Consider the following 15,769-nt stretch of genomic DNA (forward strand, 5'->3'; position numbering starts at 1 on the left):
GGGGCAGCGGCCCGGGCACCTAGGGCGTGTTTCGAAAGTCCCGCCTGCCTGGCGGCGTCTGGCACGCACGCTCGCCGCGTTGTCGGGCTCGCCCCGATACATCCAGTATCGGGGCGACCCTCCGCCTTGCGATCGCACGCACCAGACGCCGCCAGGCCTGCCCTTCGGGCAGACGACGCTACTTTCGAAACACGCCCTAGCACGGCGCGGCGGAGGCCGCACGGCGTCGACGGTGTGCGGACGGAACGTACGGCGTCAACGGTGTGGACCGGCGCGGACGGCGCCTACGGCGTCAATGGTGCGGAGGGCCGCCCGGGAAACAGCGGGGCGAGGAGTTCGCCCACTCCTCGCCACTGTCAACTTATAGCGCGCGGGGGGCCTTGCGGCAAGGCCCCGCTCATGCCGCAGAATCTCCGGCCGAGGCCAGGACCTGCGGAAATGAGTGAGCTGATGAACGACGTGATCGTGGTCGGGGGCGGGCCCACGGGCCTGATGCTGGCGAGCGAGCTGCGGCTGCACGGTGTGCGGACGCTGGTGCTGGAGCGGGACCCGGCGCCGCCCCCGTTCGTGCGGGCGCTGGGTCTGCATGTGCGCAGTGTCGAGGTGCTGGACCAGCGCGGGCTGCTGGAGCGCTTCCTGGCACTGGGGCAGAAGTACGCGGCCGGCGGGTTCTTCGCCGGTATCGAGAAGCCGTGGCCGGACGGCCTGGACACCGCGCACTCCTACGTCCTCGGCATCCCGCAGACCGTGACCGACCGTCTGCTGGGCGAGCGTGCGGCCGAGCTGGGCGCCGAGGTGCGGCGCGGCAGCGAGGTGGTCGCTCTGGCCCAGGACGAGGACGGGGTGAGCGTGGAACTGGCCGACGGCACGCGGGTGCGCGGGCGGTACGCCGTCGGCTGCGACGGCGGGCGCAGCACGGTGCGCGGGCTGCTGGGTGTCGGCTTCCCCGGCGAGCCCAGCCGGGTGGAGACCCTGCTGGGCGAGATGGAGGTGGCGATGCCGCCGCAGGAGCTGGCCGAGGTGGTGGCCGAGGTGCGCCGGACGCAGAAGCGGTTCGGGGCCATGCCGCTCGGGGACGGGGTGTACCGCGTCATCGTGCCGGCCGACGGGGTGGCCGGGGACCGGGCGGAGCCGCCCGCGCTGGAGGACTTCCGGCGGCAGCTCCGGCGGGTTGCGGGCAGCGACCTCTCGGTCCGCTCGCCGCGCTGGCTGTCCCGCTTCGGCGACGCCACCCGGCAGGCGGACCGCTATCGCGTGGGCCGGGTGCTGCTGGCCGGCGACGCCGCGCACGTTCACCCGCCGACCGGCGGACAGGGCCTGAACCTCGGTATCCAGGACGCCTTCAACCTGGGCTGGAAGCTGGCCGCCGAGGTCGACGGCTGGGCCCCGGAGGGGCTGTTGGACACATACCACTCCGAACGGCATCCGGTGGCCGCCGACGTGCTGGACACCACCCGCGCGATGACGGAGCTGCTGTCCACGGAACCGGGCGCGCGGGCGGTGCGCCGGCTGGTGGCGGAGCTGATGGACATCGACGCGGTGAACCGGCACCTGATCGAGAAGATCACCGCGATCGGGATCCGCTACGACGTCGGCGAGGGCCACGGTCTGCTCGGGCGGCGACTGCGCGACCTGACGCTCGCGCAGGGCCGCCTGTACGAGCGGATGCACGCCGGGCGCGGCGTGCTGCTCGACCGGACGGGCCGGCTGTCGGTGGCCGGCTGGGCGGACCGGGTCGACCACGTCGTCGATGCGGTCGAGGCCGCCGATGCCGCCGCGGCCGCCGAGGCCCCGGGCCCGCGGGGAGACGGCGGACGGCTCGACGTGGCCGCGGTGCTGCTGCGGCCGGACGGGCACGTGGTGTGGGCGGGCGCGGAGCAGCGCGAGCTTCTCGACGTGCTGCCGAGGTGGTTCGGTGCCGCGCGCTGAGCGCCGCCCCGGCGCCGCCGCGGTCCCCTGAACGGTGCGGCCCCGTACGGCCACTCCGGCGTAACCGCGCGGCGCCGCTGCCGCCCCTCGGACGACACGCGCGGCGGGCACGGTCGCAGCAACTTCCCTTGAGCGAAAGGGCACGCCGCATGAGCAACCGTATGGCACGCCGGGGACTGGTCGGCGGGGCGATCACCGTCTGCCTGGTCGCCGGCACGATGACCGCTTCGGTGGCGACGCAGCCCGGCACCCGGCCGGTGGGCGGAGCGGCCGCGGCACCGGGCGGGGCGGCCGCCCTCCGGGCCGCCCCCGCAGCTGCCTCCGCGAAGCTCCCGCTCGGCCCGGCCGACCTGCCCGAGACCCGCACGCCTCGTCAGGTGGCTCCGGGGGTCACCCATCTGGCGATCGAGCGCGGCCGGCCGTCGGCGAGCGACGCCTGGACCGTCACGATCGGCTTCGGCCGGACCGAGGCCGAGGTCGCCGAGGTGGAGCGGAAGGCGCGCGCCGCCGGGTACGCGCCGCGCCGGGACCGCGCCGCGGGCCCCGATCCCGGCGGCCCGCAGGACACCGTGCTGGGCTGGATGGTGCGGGTGGGCCGGTACGCGGACCGGGCCGACGCCGACCGGGCGAGGACGGAGATGGCCGCCCGGGGGGTGCCCGGCAGCGTGCAGCACACCGCCGAGGACGGGCACCCGACGACCGGCCCGTGGTCGCTGGACGTCCTGGTCGTCGACCCCGCCCGGTTCCGCGGCCGGGTGCGCTCCGAGCTCGCCCGGGGCATCGTCCCCGGCCGGGAGACGACGAGTTCGACGGCGAAGCGCACCGGTGCGCTGGCCGCGGTCAACGGCGGCTTCTTCGTCCTCGCCGGCGGTCACACCACGCCCGGCCCCTGGCTGGCGGGCACCGACGGCGACCTCGGCGGCATCGCGGTGACCGGCGGGACCCTCGTCTCGGAGGCGGTGAACGACCGGCCCGCCCTCGTCGTGCCGAACGCCTCCGGCGAGGGCACGGCGGTGCGCCGTCTGAAGACCCGGATGACCGTGCGGGCGGCGGACGGCGCCCTCCGCCAGGTGACCGGCCTGAACCGGCAGTCGGGGCTGATCGTCAACTGCGGCGGGGTGGGGACCGCGACGCCGTTCTCCCACCCCGCGCAGGACTACACCTGCGGCAACGACAACGAACTCGTCGCCGTCACGCCGAAGTTCGGCGGCCGCGCTCCGGAGGGGGCCGGCTATCAGGCCGTACTGGACGCCCGTGGCCGGGTGACCTCCGTCCGGGAGAGCCGGGGAGGCACCGTGCCCGCGCAGGGCACCGTGCTCCAGGGCACCGGGACCTCCGCCCGATGGCTGCGCGACCACGCCCGGACCGGCACGGTGCTGCGGCTGAGCAGCACCGTCGCGGACTCGGAGACGGGCGAGCGGGTCCCCCTCACCCCGGGCACGTCCGTCGTCAACGGAGCGCCGCTGCTGGTGCGTGACGGTGAGGTCGCCCTGGACCCGGTGCGCGACGGCTTCAGCCCCGAGGCCATCGGGGGTTCGGACCGCGCCGGCCTGTACAACCTGTGGCTGCTGCGCCGCAATCCCCGTACCGCCGCGGGTGTCACCGCCGACGGCCGGATCGTCCTGCTCACCTGCGACGGCCGGCAGCCCGGCCGCAGTGTGGGTCTCTCCGTCGGTGAGACGGCGGCGGTGATGCGCAGCCTCGGCGCGGTCGACGCCGTCAACCTCGACGGCGGCGGCTCGACCGCGATGGTCGTCGGGGACGAACTGCAGGGCGTTCCCAGCGACCGGACGGGCGAGCGCCGCGACGGTGACGCGCTGCTCGTCCTGCCCGGGTAGGGCCCGCCGGGGGCGTCCGGACCGGGGACGGATTCGCGGTCGCACGGCGGGGCCCTTGCGGCCGGGGCGAGCGGGCCCGGCCCGTCACGGCTCCCGGTCCTCCCCGGCGGCGTCCACCCGGCCGACGGCGGCGGACCAGAGCACGGACGGGGAGGCGCGGACGACCACGGTTCCGGGCCGGTGTCCGTTTCCGAGACTCAACTCGTCGTGGTAGGAGGACGTTTCGCCGTCTTCGCACGGGTGCGACAGGGACGCGCTCACCGCGGGCAGGTCGATGACGACGGTGCCCTCGCCGCGGCAGGTGAGGGACACCGCGAGCGCCTTGCCGTGCGGCCCGCCCCGGTAGGGGAAGACGGCGTTGCCGCGGGTGGGCCGCCGCTGTCCGGCGGTGCTGCCGCCCGGGGCGTCGAACCGGGGCACGGTGACCGGGGCGGACTCGCCGGCCGCGGCCGGCGCGTGAGTGCTCCGCGGCACTTCGGCGACGGGGGGCGGTGCCGGCCCCGCACAGGCCGCGGCCGACGCCGGTGGCAGGAGCAGCAGTGCCGCGGCCGCCCACCGCTTCACGCCGCCCCGCAGGCCCGCCCTGTCCGGTCGGTTCACGCCGCTCCGTCGGTTCGGCGTGTCCGGTCGGCCCGGCGTGCTCGGTCGGCCCGGCGTGCTCGGTCGGCTCGACGTGCTCGGTCGGTCCACCGTCCGGCCCCTGTTCTCTCGGCGCCCGCGGCGGTGCACGGGCGGACCGCGCCCCGTGGCGGTCCCGGCCCTCAGCGTACGTGCGGATCGCACGTCACCGGCGGGGCGGGGGAAGTCCGGAGGTTCCGGACAAGCGCGTGGTACGGCAAGGGAGTTGGGGCGGGGGTTCGGGGGCGCCGTGCGGGCGCCCCCGAGGGCGGTACGGGGCCGCGCGGCTCCGGCGGGCGGCCCGCGCTCCCGGCGGCGCGGAGCCTCCGTCGGCACGGCCGCGCCCGGCTGGTTAGGGTGGAAGTAACAGGTTGACCAAGAAACGGTCAAACACCCAAGCCAGACTGGAGGCCGGCCCCATGGGGACGCCACGCATGAGCAGCACGCCGTTGCCCGGCATCGGGGTCCGCTACGACCTGACCACCCGGGAGCAGCGCCGCCTCTCCGTGGTGGCCCACCGGGACGGCACCCGCACCCTGAGTGCCTACCGCGACGACGACCCGGACGCCTGCGCCCTGTCGGTGCGGCTGTCGTCCGGCGAGGCGGAGACGCTGATCGACGCGCTGATGCCGACCCACCACAGCCCGAACCTGCTGTCGACGACCGAACTGGGCCTGGTCGCCGAGCGCGTCGAGCTGTCGGCGGGCTCGCACTGGAACGGGCGGCAGCTCGGCGACACCCGGATGCGCACCGAGACCGGGGTGTCGATCGTGGCCGTGCTCCGCCTGGCCGAGGCGGTCCCGTCGCCCGGCCCGGACTTCCGGCTCGCCGGCGGGGACACCCTCATCGTGATCGGCACCCGCGAGGGCGTGGACGCGGCCGCCGCCATCCTCGGGCGGGAGTGACCCCGCCATGCACTCCTCCGCTGTCTTCCTGATCGAGTTCGGGGCGATCATCCTCGGTCTCGGCCTGCTGGGGCGGTTCGCCGCGCGCTTCCGGTTCTCCCCCATCCCCCTGTATCTGCTGGCCGGGCTCGCGTTCGGCGAGGGCGGGCTGCTGCCACTCGGCTCCAGCGAGGAGTTCGTGGCGATCGGCGCCGAGATCGGCGTGATCCTGCTGCTGCTGATGCTGGGCCTGGAGTACACGGCCAGCGATCTGGTGTCCAACCTCAAGACCCAGTACCGGGCCGGGCTGGCGGACGGCGCGCTCAACGCTCTGCCGGGCGCCGCGCTGGCCCTGCTGCTCGGCTGGGGACCCGTCGCGGCCGTGGTGCTCGCCGGGGTCACCTGGGTGTCCTCCTCCGGTGTGATCGCCAAGGTGCTCGGCGACCTGGGCCGACTGGGCAACCGGGAGACACCGGTGATCCTCAGCATCCTGGTGTTCGAGGACCTGTCGATGGCGGTCTACCTCCCCATCCTCACCGCGCTGCTCGCCGGGGCGGGGCTCGCGGCGGGCAGCGTCACCCTGGCGGTGGCGCTCGGTGCGGCCGCGCTGGTACTGGTGCTCGCCGTGCGCTACGGACGCCACGTCTCGCGCTTCGTCTCCAGCGACGACCCGGAGAAGCTGCTGCTGGTGGTGCTGGGGCTGACGCTGCTGGTCGCGGGCATCGCGCAGCAGTTGCAGGTCTCCGCGGCCGTCGGCGCGTTCCTGGTGGGCATCGCCCTGTCGGGGGAGGTCGCCGAGGGCGCGCACAATCTGCTGGCTCCGCTGCGGGACCTGTTCGCCGCCGTGTTCTTCGTCTTCTTCGGCCTGCACACCGATCCGGCCACGATCCCGCCCGTGCTGCTGCCCGCACTGGCCCTGGCGGCGGTCACCGCCCTGACGAAGATCGCCACCGGGTACTGGGCCGCGCGCCGCGCCGGGATCTCCCCCAAGGGGCGCTGGCGCGCGGGCGGCACCCTGGTCGCGCGCGGCGAGTTCTCCATCGTCATCGCCGGGCTCGCGGTCACGGCCGGGGTGGAAGCGTCGCTGGGCCCGCTGGCGACGGCGTACGTGCTGATCCTCGTCATCCTCGGACCGCTGACGGCACGCTACACGGAGCCGGTGGCGACCCGGCTGACGAGCCGCCGCGGCCGGCCGCGGCCCCCGGTGCCCGGAGGCGGGGTGCGCAAGGCCGAGCTGGTCGAGTAGGGCCTGGACCACGGCCGCCGCGGGCCGCTCGGGGAGGTGACGGCGCCCCCTCCGGGAGTGCCCGCACCCGGGCGGCGAAGGGCCCGGCTGCCGCTGCCGTGAGACGATCGCAGACGGTGTGCCGTGCGAGGAGGGGGCCAACTGTGGTGTGGGACGAGCGCGTTGTCGTGCGGGACGGTGTGCGGCTGGTGTGCCGCGACTGGGGCGGGACGGGCCCCTCGGTCCTGCTGCTGCACGGGCTCGCGGGGCACGCCGGTGAGTGGGACCCGGTCGCGGAGCTGCTGCGCCCCGGCCACCGGGTCGTCGCGCTCGACCAGCGCGGGCACGGTTGCGCCGAGCGGGAGCCCGGCGACGTGTCCCGGGCCGCCTACGCCGAGGACGTGCTGGCCGTGGCCGCCGAACTGGGACTGGAGGAGCCGGTGCTGGTGGGCCAGTCGCTGGGCGGCAACACCGCGTTGCTGGCCGCCGCCCGGCAGCCGGACGCGGTGCGGGGCGTGGTGCTCGTCGAGGCCGGTGCGGGCGAGCCGGACCCGGGGGCCCCGGCACAGCTCGCCGCGTGGCTCCGGTCATGGCCCGTCCCGTTCCCGTCGTACGGGACGGCCGTGCGGTACTTCGGCGGCGGAGCGGTCGGCGAGGGCTGGGCGGGCGGGCTGCAGGAGCGCGAGGGCGGCTGGTGGCCACGGTTCGACCGGGAGGTCCTCGCCCGGTCGCTGACGGAGCTGGGTGAGCGGTCGTTCCTCCCCGAGTGGGAGAAGGCCGACTGCTCCACGCTGCTGGTCCTGGCCCGGTCGACGTTCGTGCCGGCCCGGGAGTTCGAGACGATGGTGCGGCTGCGGCCGTCGGTGCGGTCCGTCAGCGTGCCGGGGACATGTCACGACCTGCATCTGCAACGGCCGGACGCGGTCGCCGCGCTGGTCTCGGAGTTCGTGCGCGAACTGCCCTGCGGGTGAGGTGCGTCTGCGGCACCGTGGTGCGGTGCGCCCCCGGTGGTCGGCCGGGCCGGCCGGCCCGGCCGGCCAGCGCGGGGCCGTCGTCCGGCGGCGTCTCACGGTCCGGCGGGCTCCCCTGACGACCAGCCGCCCGGCCCGCCCGGCTGCCCGCCGTGTCCGCCGCTCGCGGGTGTCGGGGGTATGACCCGGGCCAACTCCCGCTTGAGACGGTCGGCTTCACCGCTCACCTGGGCGGGGATGTCGCCGCGTTCGGCCACGAGACGGCTGTAGATGGGGGTATCCAGGAACACGGCGAATTCGGCCTGCCTCTCGGTACATCGGTTCCAGCGGGGTCGCGAACGCTGTGCAGGACAGCCTACGGTCCACGCCGGACTTCACTCCCCGCTTCCGGCCCGGTACACCACCGGACGGGCGACCGTGTGCGGCCGCCGCGCCCCTCGGGCCGCCCTCCACGCCCGGCGCCCGCGTCCGGGCGCCCGCCGCGCTCTCCCCGCCGTACGGCCGCTTCTCCCGGCCGGCGTCCGCCGGGGCACCGGGAGAACGGACCTGCCGGGAGATGTGACACGCGTCACCGCGACAGGGGGGCGGACATCCCGCGGGGGCCGCGGCCGGAGCGCCGTCCGGGCGGCGACGCCGCCGTCCCGGTCCGCGGCGTACGGCAGCCGGGCCGGTCACGGGGTCCGGCCGCGGGGACGCTGTCCTTCGCGGCAGCCCTCCGGCTCGGGGAGCCGCGCACCGGGCGGGCCGCGGCCCGGCGGGCCGCGTACGCCACCGGCACCGGGTTCGCGGCGGGCTCACCGGCCGCGGGGACGCCCCCCGACGGACCGCCGCCGACGGCGGTGCCCGCCCTCGCCCACACGCTGCCGTGCCTGCTCGCCGGGCGGCGCGCCCCGCCCGGCGCCCGGGACCGGGACCGGACGCACACGGTCACCGGCCGTGGCGGCGGGTCCGCCGACCGGTCACGGAGGGGGCTCGCGACGGGCGGCGCGACCGGAGCGTGCGCCCGCAGGTGATGCGCTGCCCCAGCGCGCACCGGGCGGTCGTGCGCCCTTCGCGGTTCCGGTGGGCGGCCCCGGTGGGCGGTCCCGCCCGCGAGCCCGGCGGTGTGCAGCCGTGACGGTGGCCTGCGTGGTACGGCCGCCCGCGGTCGCCGACCGGGTATCGCGGCACGCTCCGCCGGTCAGCGGACCGGGTGACGGCGCTGCCCCTGACCACGGACAGGGTGGTGCGGCCCCTCGCGGCGCGGCTCGGCGGCGTGGGCGGGGCGACGGGCACGCGCACCGCGCTCACGACCGTGATCGCCGGTGTGCTGCCCGGCGCGCTCGCCGTGGAGCACGACTCGGCCGGACAGGGGGCCGGCGGCAGCCGCGGTGCCGGACGGGGCGGCCACGGGCTCCCCTCGCCGCGGTGCCCCGGGGGACCGGGAGCCCGGCGCCGCACGCGGTGTGCGGAGTTCGCCCCGGCCACCCCGGCCGTCGGTGCACGTCCTCGTCCCGGTGCACGGCCGGGTCCCGGTACACGGCCGTCGGCGGCTTGCCGGCGCGGTCGAGGTCCGGTCGCCGGCGGCCGTGCGGGGCGGCCCTCCGGGCCCCGGTTGCAGGGGGGCATGGCGGGCGATTGAGTGGTTCTGTCCCCTGATGCGACGGGAGCAGCGATGTCCATGGCTTTCGGCTCGCCCTCCGGTTCGCCGGATCCCTTCGGTGATCTCCTGAACCGGGGTGCGCGGCCGGGGCCTGGACCTGGAGGTCACCGGCGCGGCGCGGAAGCCGCTCGTCGCGCACGGCTGCCAGCCCGCGTTCGGCGCCCGCCCGCTGCGCCGCACCATCCAGACGGGACTGGACAACCGCGTCGCCGAGATCCTGTTGACCGGTGACGCCGAGCCCGGCGACACGATCGTCGCCGATGTTCGGGAGGACTCGCTGCACTGCACGATCCGCAAGGGCGAGGGCGCGGCGCGCGAGGAGCGGGCGCCCGAGGGCGAAGGAGGCCAGCGATGGGCCGTCACCACCACCACAAGTCGAACGCGCAGGTCGAGGGCGATCCGGACACCGGTCACAGCCGGGGCCTGCCTCTTCGCCCGGACGAGGACCGGCTGGAGGAACTGCTGCGGGCGGAACGGGAGCGGCTGGGCCTGACGGCGGAGCGGGACGCGCAGGCGGACTAGCTAGGGCGTGTTTCGAAAGTAGCGTCGTCTGCCCGAAGGGCAGGCCTGGCGGCGTCTGGTGCGTGCGATCGCAAGGCGGAGGGTCGCCCCGATACTGGATGTATCGGGGCGAGCCCGACAACGCGGCGAGCGTGCGTGCCAGACGCCGCCAGGCAGGCGGGACTTTCGAAACACGCCTCAGGGGCGTGCTGCGAGAGTCCCGCCCGGCCCGCGACGGCTGCCACGGCACCTCGCCGTGCTGCCGGGGCCGTCCGCGTACGCCCGGTACCCGGACGGCCCTCTGCCGTGCGCTGCTCCCCCACTGCCGCAAGGGTGTGGGAGACACCCCCGGCACCGGACGCCGCGGGCCCCGCCCTCCGGGCGGACGACGCCCCTGCCGCTACACGCCCGGCGTCCCGCCGGAAGCGGCGCGGTACGGCACCCGTCGAGCCGCGCACGCGGGGCCGTCGGCGGACCGGTCAGGCGGGCGCGGGCTGCGGGGTGAGGCGGGCCAGGCCCTTGCGGTCGTAGTAGCGGGTCATCGCCAGGCCGAAGACGAGCGCGCCGGCGAAGCCCAGCCCGATCATTCCCCAGGCGCGGGCGAGGCCGGCGTCGGCGCGGGCGTCGAAGAACAGGATGGCCCGCACTCCGTCGGTGAGCTGCCGCATCGGCTCGAAGGCGCCGAGGAAGCGGTAGAAGCCGGGGGTCGCCTCCAGCGGGACGGTCGCCCCGGAGGACGGCAGGGCCAGCGCGATGAAGACGAACATGGACACCAGTTGGCCGATCCCGCCGAAGGCGGCGTTGATGGCCTGCACGCCCAGGCCGACGGCGACGACGGCGCAGTAGGAGAAGATCCACAGCAGGGGTACGTGCGGGGCGTCCATGCCCAGGATGCCGATGGTCGCCACCATGACGAGCGTGGTCGTCAGCAGGGACACCCCGGCGGTCATCAGCATCTTCAGGACGAGCGTCTGGGTGCGGTCGACCGGCACCGTGGGGCGCCGTGTGTGCCAGGGCCCGAGCTCGCTGTCGGCGTATCCGAGAGCGGTGTCGATGCCCGTGTGCACGACGTTCGCGCTGATGAAGCCGGACAGGACGAGCAGCAGCGTGTAGTAGAAGGCACTGAGGCCCAGCCCGCTGTGCCGGCCGATCGGATGGCCGGGCCGCACGGTGACGCCGACGGGGTCGGCCAGCAGGGCGCGGGTGGTGGCGTCGGCTCCGGACGCGGTGGCGGTGAGCTGCCTGCCGATGTCCAGGGAGGCGCGGTGCGCGGCGCTCTGGTTGATCTGCGAGGCCAGCGAGGAGCCCAGACTGCCCATCCCGGGATTGGTGAGCACGGTGAGGGCGGGCCGCTCGGCGGCGTCCGAGGTGGCCAGGGCCGCGACCGACGCGGTGAAGCCACGCGGCACGACCAGGGCACCGTAGATCTTTCCCGTGGCGAACCGGTCGTCCGCCTCGGAGCGGTCGAGGACCCGCCAGCTGACGCCGGCGGCTGCCTCGGAAGCGGTCACGGACGCGGTGATCTGCGTCCCCAGGTTCTGGCGCTGACCCGGCAGCGGCCGGCTCTGGTCCTCGTTGACGACCGCGACGGGCAGTCCGTCGAGGTTGCCGCTCGGGTCGAGGATGCCGCCCATGTAGAGCAGCGACAGCACCAGGGCCACCAGTCCGCTCAGGACGGTCGGCACGAGCCAGAGTCGGGCGCGCCGGACCAGGGTGCGGGCGCGCTGGGGGGTCGCGGAGGTCATGCCGCCATCCTCTGCGCCCACCCCGCATGAACCCGGCATTGACGCCACGAGGGACATCCCGGGCACTTCGCACGCAGGCCCGGTACGGGACGGACCCCTTTCTGCTGACACGTACTCAACCATGCCGATACACAGATTTTTTACCTGGTCACACCCGTTGGTACCGATTTGGGCCGGCGCATTTCCGCCATCTGGCACGGGCGTTGATCGGCCACGCTCCCTCGTCCGTACCTCCTGGGAGTCCGGGCGGGTACGCCCGGCGCCGGCGGACAGGGAGAAGAGTCACTCTTCCCCGCGAAGGTTTGTGTTATTCCGCCGGCCGTCGCAGGGTCTCCCCTGTGACGGACCGCGTGCGGCATGCGCCGCCGCGCGGGGACGAGCGAGGAAGAGAGTGGTCGTAGCGTGAGCACCCAAGGCGAAGCGGCGCTGGTGAAGGCGGCTCAGCGGGGGGACCGGAGAGCCCAGCAGGAGCTCGTCGCGGTCTACCTGCCGCTGGTCCACAACATCGTCGGCCGGGCCATGGACGGGCACGCCGATGCCGACGACATCGTGCAGGAGACCATGATCCGCGCGCTGGGCGGGCTGGATTCGCTGCGCAACCCCGAAGGCTTCCGCCCCTGGGTGGTCGCCATCGCGATGAACCGCGTCCGCAGCCACCGCCAGGACCGCAGCACCGCCCAGGCCGCCCAGGGGCTGCACGAGGCGTACGACGTCCCCGACCCGGGCGCCGACTTCGAGAGCCTCGCCATCCTGCGGCTCGGTCTGTCCGGGCAGCGCCGCGAGGTCGCCGAGGCCGCCCGCTGGCTGGACCCCGAGGACCGGGCCCTGCTGTCGCTGTGGTGGCAGGAGGCCGCCGGCCGGCTGACCCGGGCCGAGGTGGCGTCCGCGCTGGAGCTGTCCCCGCAGCACACGGCCGTGCGCGTGCAGCGCATGAAGGAGCGGCTGGAGGCGGCCCGGGTCGTGGTGCGGGCGCTGTCGGCCGCGCCGCGGTGCGTGCTGCTGGCGGACGCGGTGGCGTCCTGGGACGGCGTGCCGTCGGCGCTGTGGCGCAAGCGGCTCACCCGGCACACCCGTGACTGCACCGTGTGCGGCGGCCTCGGAGCCGGACTGGCCCCCGCGGAGGGTCTGCTCGTCGGCCTGGCCCTGGTGCCCCTCGGCGCGGGGCTGGCCGCCGTCGCTCCGGAGGAGTACGTGGAGCTGGCCGCGCAGGCACAGGCCGCCGGCGCGTACGGAGACCCGCTGATGTCCGGGAGCGATCCGCTCATACCCGGCGGTGAGCCGGTGGCGTCCGACGGCGACCGGTTCGCGGCGCGGAGCGACTCCGGCCCGGCGCCGGACGGGGGGCCGGACGAGGCGTCGGGCGGGGCGTCGGGCGGGGCGGGGAGCCGGCTGGCGCAGCGTCGCAGCCTGCGCCGGCGCCGGCGGCGGGTCGCGGTGGCCGCGCTCGCGGCACTGGTCGCGGCCGGCGGCAGCGCAGCCCTGCTGATACCCGGCGACGCCGACGAGTCGCGGCCGCCCCTGGCCTCGGACGACACTCCCGACAGCACCACGCTGGCGGTACCCGGGCCGAGCCGCTCCTCGGCCGCCCCCTCGGCGTCCCCCTCGACGTCGTCCTCGCCGTCGCCCAGCCCGTCGGCGTCGCCCAGCAGCAGCACGTCCGCCTCGGCGAAGCCCACCCCGAAGCCGACCCCCACCCCCACTCCGCGCCGCACCACCGCGCGCCCCGCGCCCGCACCGCCCACGACCAAGGCCGCGGCCGCCCCGGCGGCGCCCCCGAGCTCCGTCGCCGGTCAGGTGCTCGCACTGGTCAACGCCGAGCGGGCGAAGGCGGGATGCTCCCCGGTCACGCAGAACAGCACGCTGGACACCGCCGCGCAGCGCCACTCCGACGACATGGCGGCGCGCGGCTTCTTCGACCACACCAACCCCGACGGCCAGGACCCCGGCGACCGGATCACCGCGGCGGGCTACCGCTGGAGCACCTACGGCGAGAACATCGCCCGCGGCCAGCAGAACGCGGACCAGGTGATGGAGGCGTGGATGAACAGCCCCGGCCACCGGGCGAACATCCTCAACTGCTCGGTGAAGGAGACCGGGCTCGGCCTGCGCGAGGGTGCGGGCGGGCCGTGGTGGACGCAGGTCTTCGCGACCGCCCTGTGACCGCGGGCGGCTGAGGGGAGAACGGCGGCCGGCCCCGCCCCCACGGGGGCCGGCCGCCCGGCTCCCTACTTCACGGAGCCCGCCATCACCCCCTGCACGAAGTGCCGCTGGAAGGCGAAGAACACCGCGACCGGGACGATCAGCGACAGGAACGCGCCGGGCGCCAGGACGTCGATGTTGCTGCCGAACTGGCGTATCTGCGACTGGAGTTGCACGGTCAGGGGCTGCGAGGAGCTGTCCGCGAACAGCAGCGCCACGAGCATGTCGTTCCACACCCACAGGAACTGGAAGATGGCCAGACTGGCCAGGGCGGGCCGGGCGACGGGCAGGACCAGCCGGGTGAAGATGCGCCACTCGCCGCCGCCGTCCATGCGGGCGGCCTCCAGCATCTCCTTCGGGATCTCGGCGAAGTAGTTGCGCAGCAGGAACACCGCGAACGGCAGCCCGTAGGCGACGTGGAAGAGGACCACGCCCGGGATGGTGCCGAACAGGCCGAGCTGCCCGAAGAGTTTGGCCACCGGCAGCAGCCCGATCTGCACCGGCACCACCAGCAGCGCGACCACCAGCAGGAACACGGCGTCACGGCCGGGGAAGTCCAGCCAGGCGAAGGCGTATCCGGCGAGGGCGGCGATCACCACGACCAGCACGGTGGCGGGCACCGAGATCAGTACGGTGTTCCAGAACGCGCGGGTGATGCCCGCGTTCTCCAGCAGTGCCGAGTAGTTGTCGAGGGACAGCCGGCCGGGGCTGGTCAGCGCCGTCCACCAGCCACCGCGCGCGGTGTCCTCGGCGGAGCGCAGCGACGACACGAGCAGCCCGGCCAGCGGTGTCATCCAGACCAGGCCGATGACGACGAGGAAGGCCTGGACGATCCCGCTGCCCAGGTAGCGGCGGACGGTGCTCATCGCTGGCTCCTTCGGAAGCGGCGTACGTTGAAGACCATCGCCGGCACCACCAGCAGCAGGAGCAGCACGCCGAGCGCACTGCCCAGTCCCTGGTCGTTGCCGCCGCCGAAGGACACCAGCCACATCTGCGTCGCGAGCACGGTCGCGTCCTCCTGCACGGGTCCGGGCGCGATGATGTAGACGAGGTCGAACACCTTCATCACGTTGATCACGAGGGTGACGAAGACGACCGTCAGCACCGGCGCCAGCAGCGGGACGGTGATACGCCGGAAGATCTGCCACTCGTTCGCGCCGTCGATCCGGGCCGCCTCCAGGGCGTCCCGCGGCAGGGTGGACAGGCCCGCGCCGATCAGGACCATGGCGAAGCCGGTCCAGATCCACAGGTAGGCGCCGATGATCGCCGGGGTGACCAGCGCGGGGCCGAGCCAGGACACGCCCTCGTAGGGCGCGGCGAAGTTGGCCGCGGGCAGGCGGAGGGTGTAGGCGCCGTCGGGCAGGCCGTCGAGGCGGAAGGTGCCGTCGGACGCGGTGGTCGCCGAGGCGGCCGTCCGGCCGTCGCGGACGGCCTCGACGCGGATCCCGGGCAGCCCGCTCTCCTGCGGGTCGATCCGGCCCGGCCGGCCGCCTCCGCCGGGGGTGAAGTCCAGGTAGACGACACCGCTCAGGGCGCCGGGCGCGGCCGTGGCGGGCCGGGCGGGCGCGGCGTCGGCGGGCAGGTCCCCGGGGGCGACGCCGACCAGGCCGAGGGCCGCCGTGCCGCCGGGAGCCACGGTGGCGGTGGTCCGCCAGGCGCCGTCCGGGCTCCCGGTGAGTCCCTGTCCGTCGCGGGCGCGGGCGGTGGGGTAGGCGGAGGTCCCGGTGAACGCGTCGTGCACCGAGACGGCGACCGCGTTCAGCACGCCCTTGTCCGGGTCCTCGTCGTAGGCGAGACGGAAGATGATGCCGGCCGCGAGGAAGGACACCGCCATCGGCATGAACAGCAGCAGTTTGAAGGCGGTGGCCCAGCGGATCTTCTCCACCAGTACGGCGAGGACCAGGCCGAGTCCGGTCAGCAGGGCGGGGGCGACGACGACCCAGATCGCCGTGTTGCGCACGGCTTTGAGGGTGGCCGGGTCGCGGAACATCTCCGTGTAGTTCCCGGCGCCGACGAAGCGGGTGCCGGAGGCGTCGAAGAGGCTGCGGCCGACGGAGAACAGGACGGGGTAGACGACGAGCGCGCCCAGCAGGAGCAGGGCCGGCAGCACGAAGAGCAGTGCGGTGATCCGTCCGCGCCGCCGCGGGCGCCGGGTGGGTCCGGCACCGGCGGCGGCCGGGGGGCTCGTCCGTTTCACGAGCGTGGCGGTCATCTCCG

Annotated in this window: 12 protein-coding genes and 1 pseudogene; 8 read left to right on the forward strand and 5 right to left on the reverse strand. The window is 75.2% G+C overall.

Annotated features, from left to right (window positions below):
• The first annotated feature begins 450 nt into the window (after nucleotides 1-450).
• Nucleotides 451-1,929 carry a rifampin monooxygenase gene (gene rox / locus AC5K6T_RS17360; protein WP_493210818.1) on the forward strand — a complete coding sequence of 493 codons (1,479 nt, stop codon included), beginning with the start codon at nucleotides 451-453 and terminating at the stop codon, nucleotides 1,927-1,929.
• A gap of 149 nt (nucleotides 1,930-2,078) precedes the next feature.
• Nucleotides 2,079-3,767: a phosphodiester glycosidase family protein gene (locus AC5K6T_RS17365; RefSeq protein ID WP_493210044.1), complete on the forward strand. Its 1,689-nt coding sequence runs from the start codon at nucleotides 2,079-2,081 to the stop codon at nucleotides 3,765-3,767.
• An 84-nt stretch (nucleotides 3,768-3,851) separates the two neighbouring features.
• On the opposite strand, the gene AC5K6T_RS17370 is transcribed toward AC5K6T_RS17365, so the two are convergent.
• Nucleotides 3,852-4,367 (reverse strand): hypothetical protein, encoded by a 516-nt coding sequence (locus tag AC5K6T_RS17370; protein WP_493210046.1) that lies wholly within the window; start codon nucleotides 4,365-4,367, stop codon nucleotides 3,852-3,854.
• A 452-nt stretch (nucleotides 4,368-4,819) separates the two neighbouring features.
• Here AC5K6T_RS17370 and AC5K6T_RS17375 point away from each other — a divergent pair, with 452 nt between their 5' ends.
• The 3 genes from AC5K6T_RS17375 (at nucleotide 4,820) to AC5K6T_RS17385 (ending at nucleotide 7,465) form a co-directional block, all read left to right on the forward strand.
• Nucleotides 4,820-5,290 carry a cation:proton antiporter regulatory subunit gene (locus AC5K6T_RS17375; protein WP_493210047.1) on the forward strand — a complete coding sequence of 157 codons (471 nt, stop codon included), beginning with the start codon at nucleotides 4,820-4,822 and terminating at the stop codon, nucleotides 5,288-5,290.
• 7 nt (nucleotides 5,291-5,297) lie between these two features.
• Nucleotides 5,298-6,515 (forward strand): cation:proton antiporter, encoded by a 1,218-nt coding sequence (locus AC5K6T_RS17380; protein WP_493210048.1) that lies wholly within the window; start codon nucleotides 5,298-5,300, stop codon nucleotides 6,513-6,515.
• A 143-nt stretch (nucleotides 6,516-6,658) separates the two neighbouring features.
• Complete coding sequence (locus tag AC5K6T_RS17385) at nucleotides 6,659-7,465, forward strand: alpha/beta fold hydrolase (RefSeq protein WP_493210050.1); 807 nt, start codon at nucleotides 6,659-6,661, stop codon at nucleotides 7,463-7,465.
• A gap of 95 nt (nucleotides 7,466-7,560) precedes the next feature.
• On the opposite strand, the gene AC5K6T_RS17390 is transcribed toward AC5K6T_RS17385, so the two are convergent.
• Nucleotides 7,561-7,755, reverse strand: coding sequence for a hypothetical protein (locus AC5K6T_RS17390; protein ID WP_493210052.1), 195 nt, complete (start codon nucleotides 7,753-7,755; stop codon nucleotides 7,561-7,563).
• Nucleotides 7,756-9,183: 1,428 nt separating this feature from the next.
• On the opposite strand from AC5K6T_RS17390, the pseudogene AC5K6T_RS17395 reads away from it, so the two are divergent.
• Nucleotides 9,184-9,447: pseudogene (locus AC5K6T_RS17395) on the forward strand (ClpB D2-like domain containing protein); the annotation flags it as partial.
• Nucleotides 9,448-9,458: 11 nt separating this feature from the next.
• Nucleotides 9,459-9,629: a hypothetical protein gene (locus tag AC5K6T_RS17400; protein ID WP_493210054.1), complete on the forward strand. Its 171-nt coding sequence runs from the start codon at nucleotides 9,459-9,461 to the stop codon at nucleotides 9,627-9,629.
• Nucleotides 9,630-10,087: 458 nt separating this feature from the next.
• Here the strand turns inward: AC5K6T_RS17400 and AC5K6T_RS17405 are convergent, their stop codons facing one another.
• On the reverse strand, nucleotides 10,088-11,353 hold the full coding sequence (locus AC5K6T_RS17405) for a YhgE/Pip domain-containing protein (RefSeq protein WP_493210056.1): 1,266 nt from the start codon (nucleotides 11,351-11,353) through the stop codon (nucleotides 10,088-10,090).
• Between the two features lie 402 nt (nucleotides 11,354-11,755).
• Here AC5K6T_RS17405 and AC5K6T_RS17410 point away from each other — a divergent pair, with 402 nt between their 5' ends.
• A complete protein-coding gene (locus AC5K6T_RS17410) occupies nucleotides 11,756-13,513 on the forward strand; it encodes a sigma-70 family RNA polymerase sigma factor (protein ID WP_493210058.1) in 1,758 nt (585 codons plus the stop codon).
• 65 nt (nucleotides 13,514-13,578) lie between these two features.
• Here the strand turns inward: AC5K6T_RS17410 and AC5K6T_RS17415 are convergent, their stop codons facing one another.
• Together AC5K6T_RS17415 and AC5K6T_RS17420 are read right to left on the reverse strand one after the other, a co-directional pair.
• The gene (locus AC5K6T_RS17415; RefSeq protein WP_493210059.1) at nucleotides 13,579-14,418 is read right to left on the reverse strand and encodes a carbohydrate ABC transporter permease; all 840 of its coding nucleotides are present in this window, start codon (nucleotides 14,416-14,418) and stop codon (nucleotides 13,579-13,581) included.
• Entirely contained in the window at nucleotides 14,415-15,764 is a 1,350-nt protein-coding gene (locus tag AC5K6T_RS17420; RefSeq protein ID WP_493210061.1) for an ABC transporter permease subunit, read from the reverse strand. The genes AC5K6T_RS17415 and AC5K6T_RS17420 overlap by 4 nt, the downstream gene beginning before the upstream one ends.
• Nucleotides 15,765-15,769: the final 5 nt, after the last annotated feature.

It is taken from the genome of Streptomyces sp. B8-7 (genome assembly GCF_058833805.1).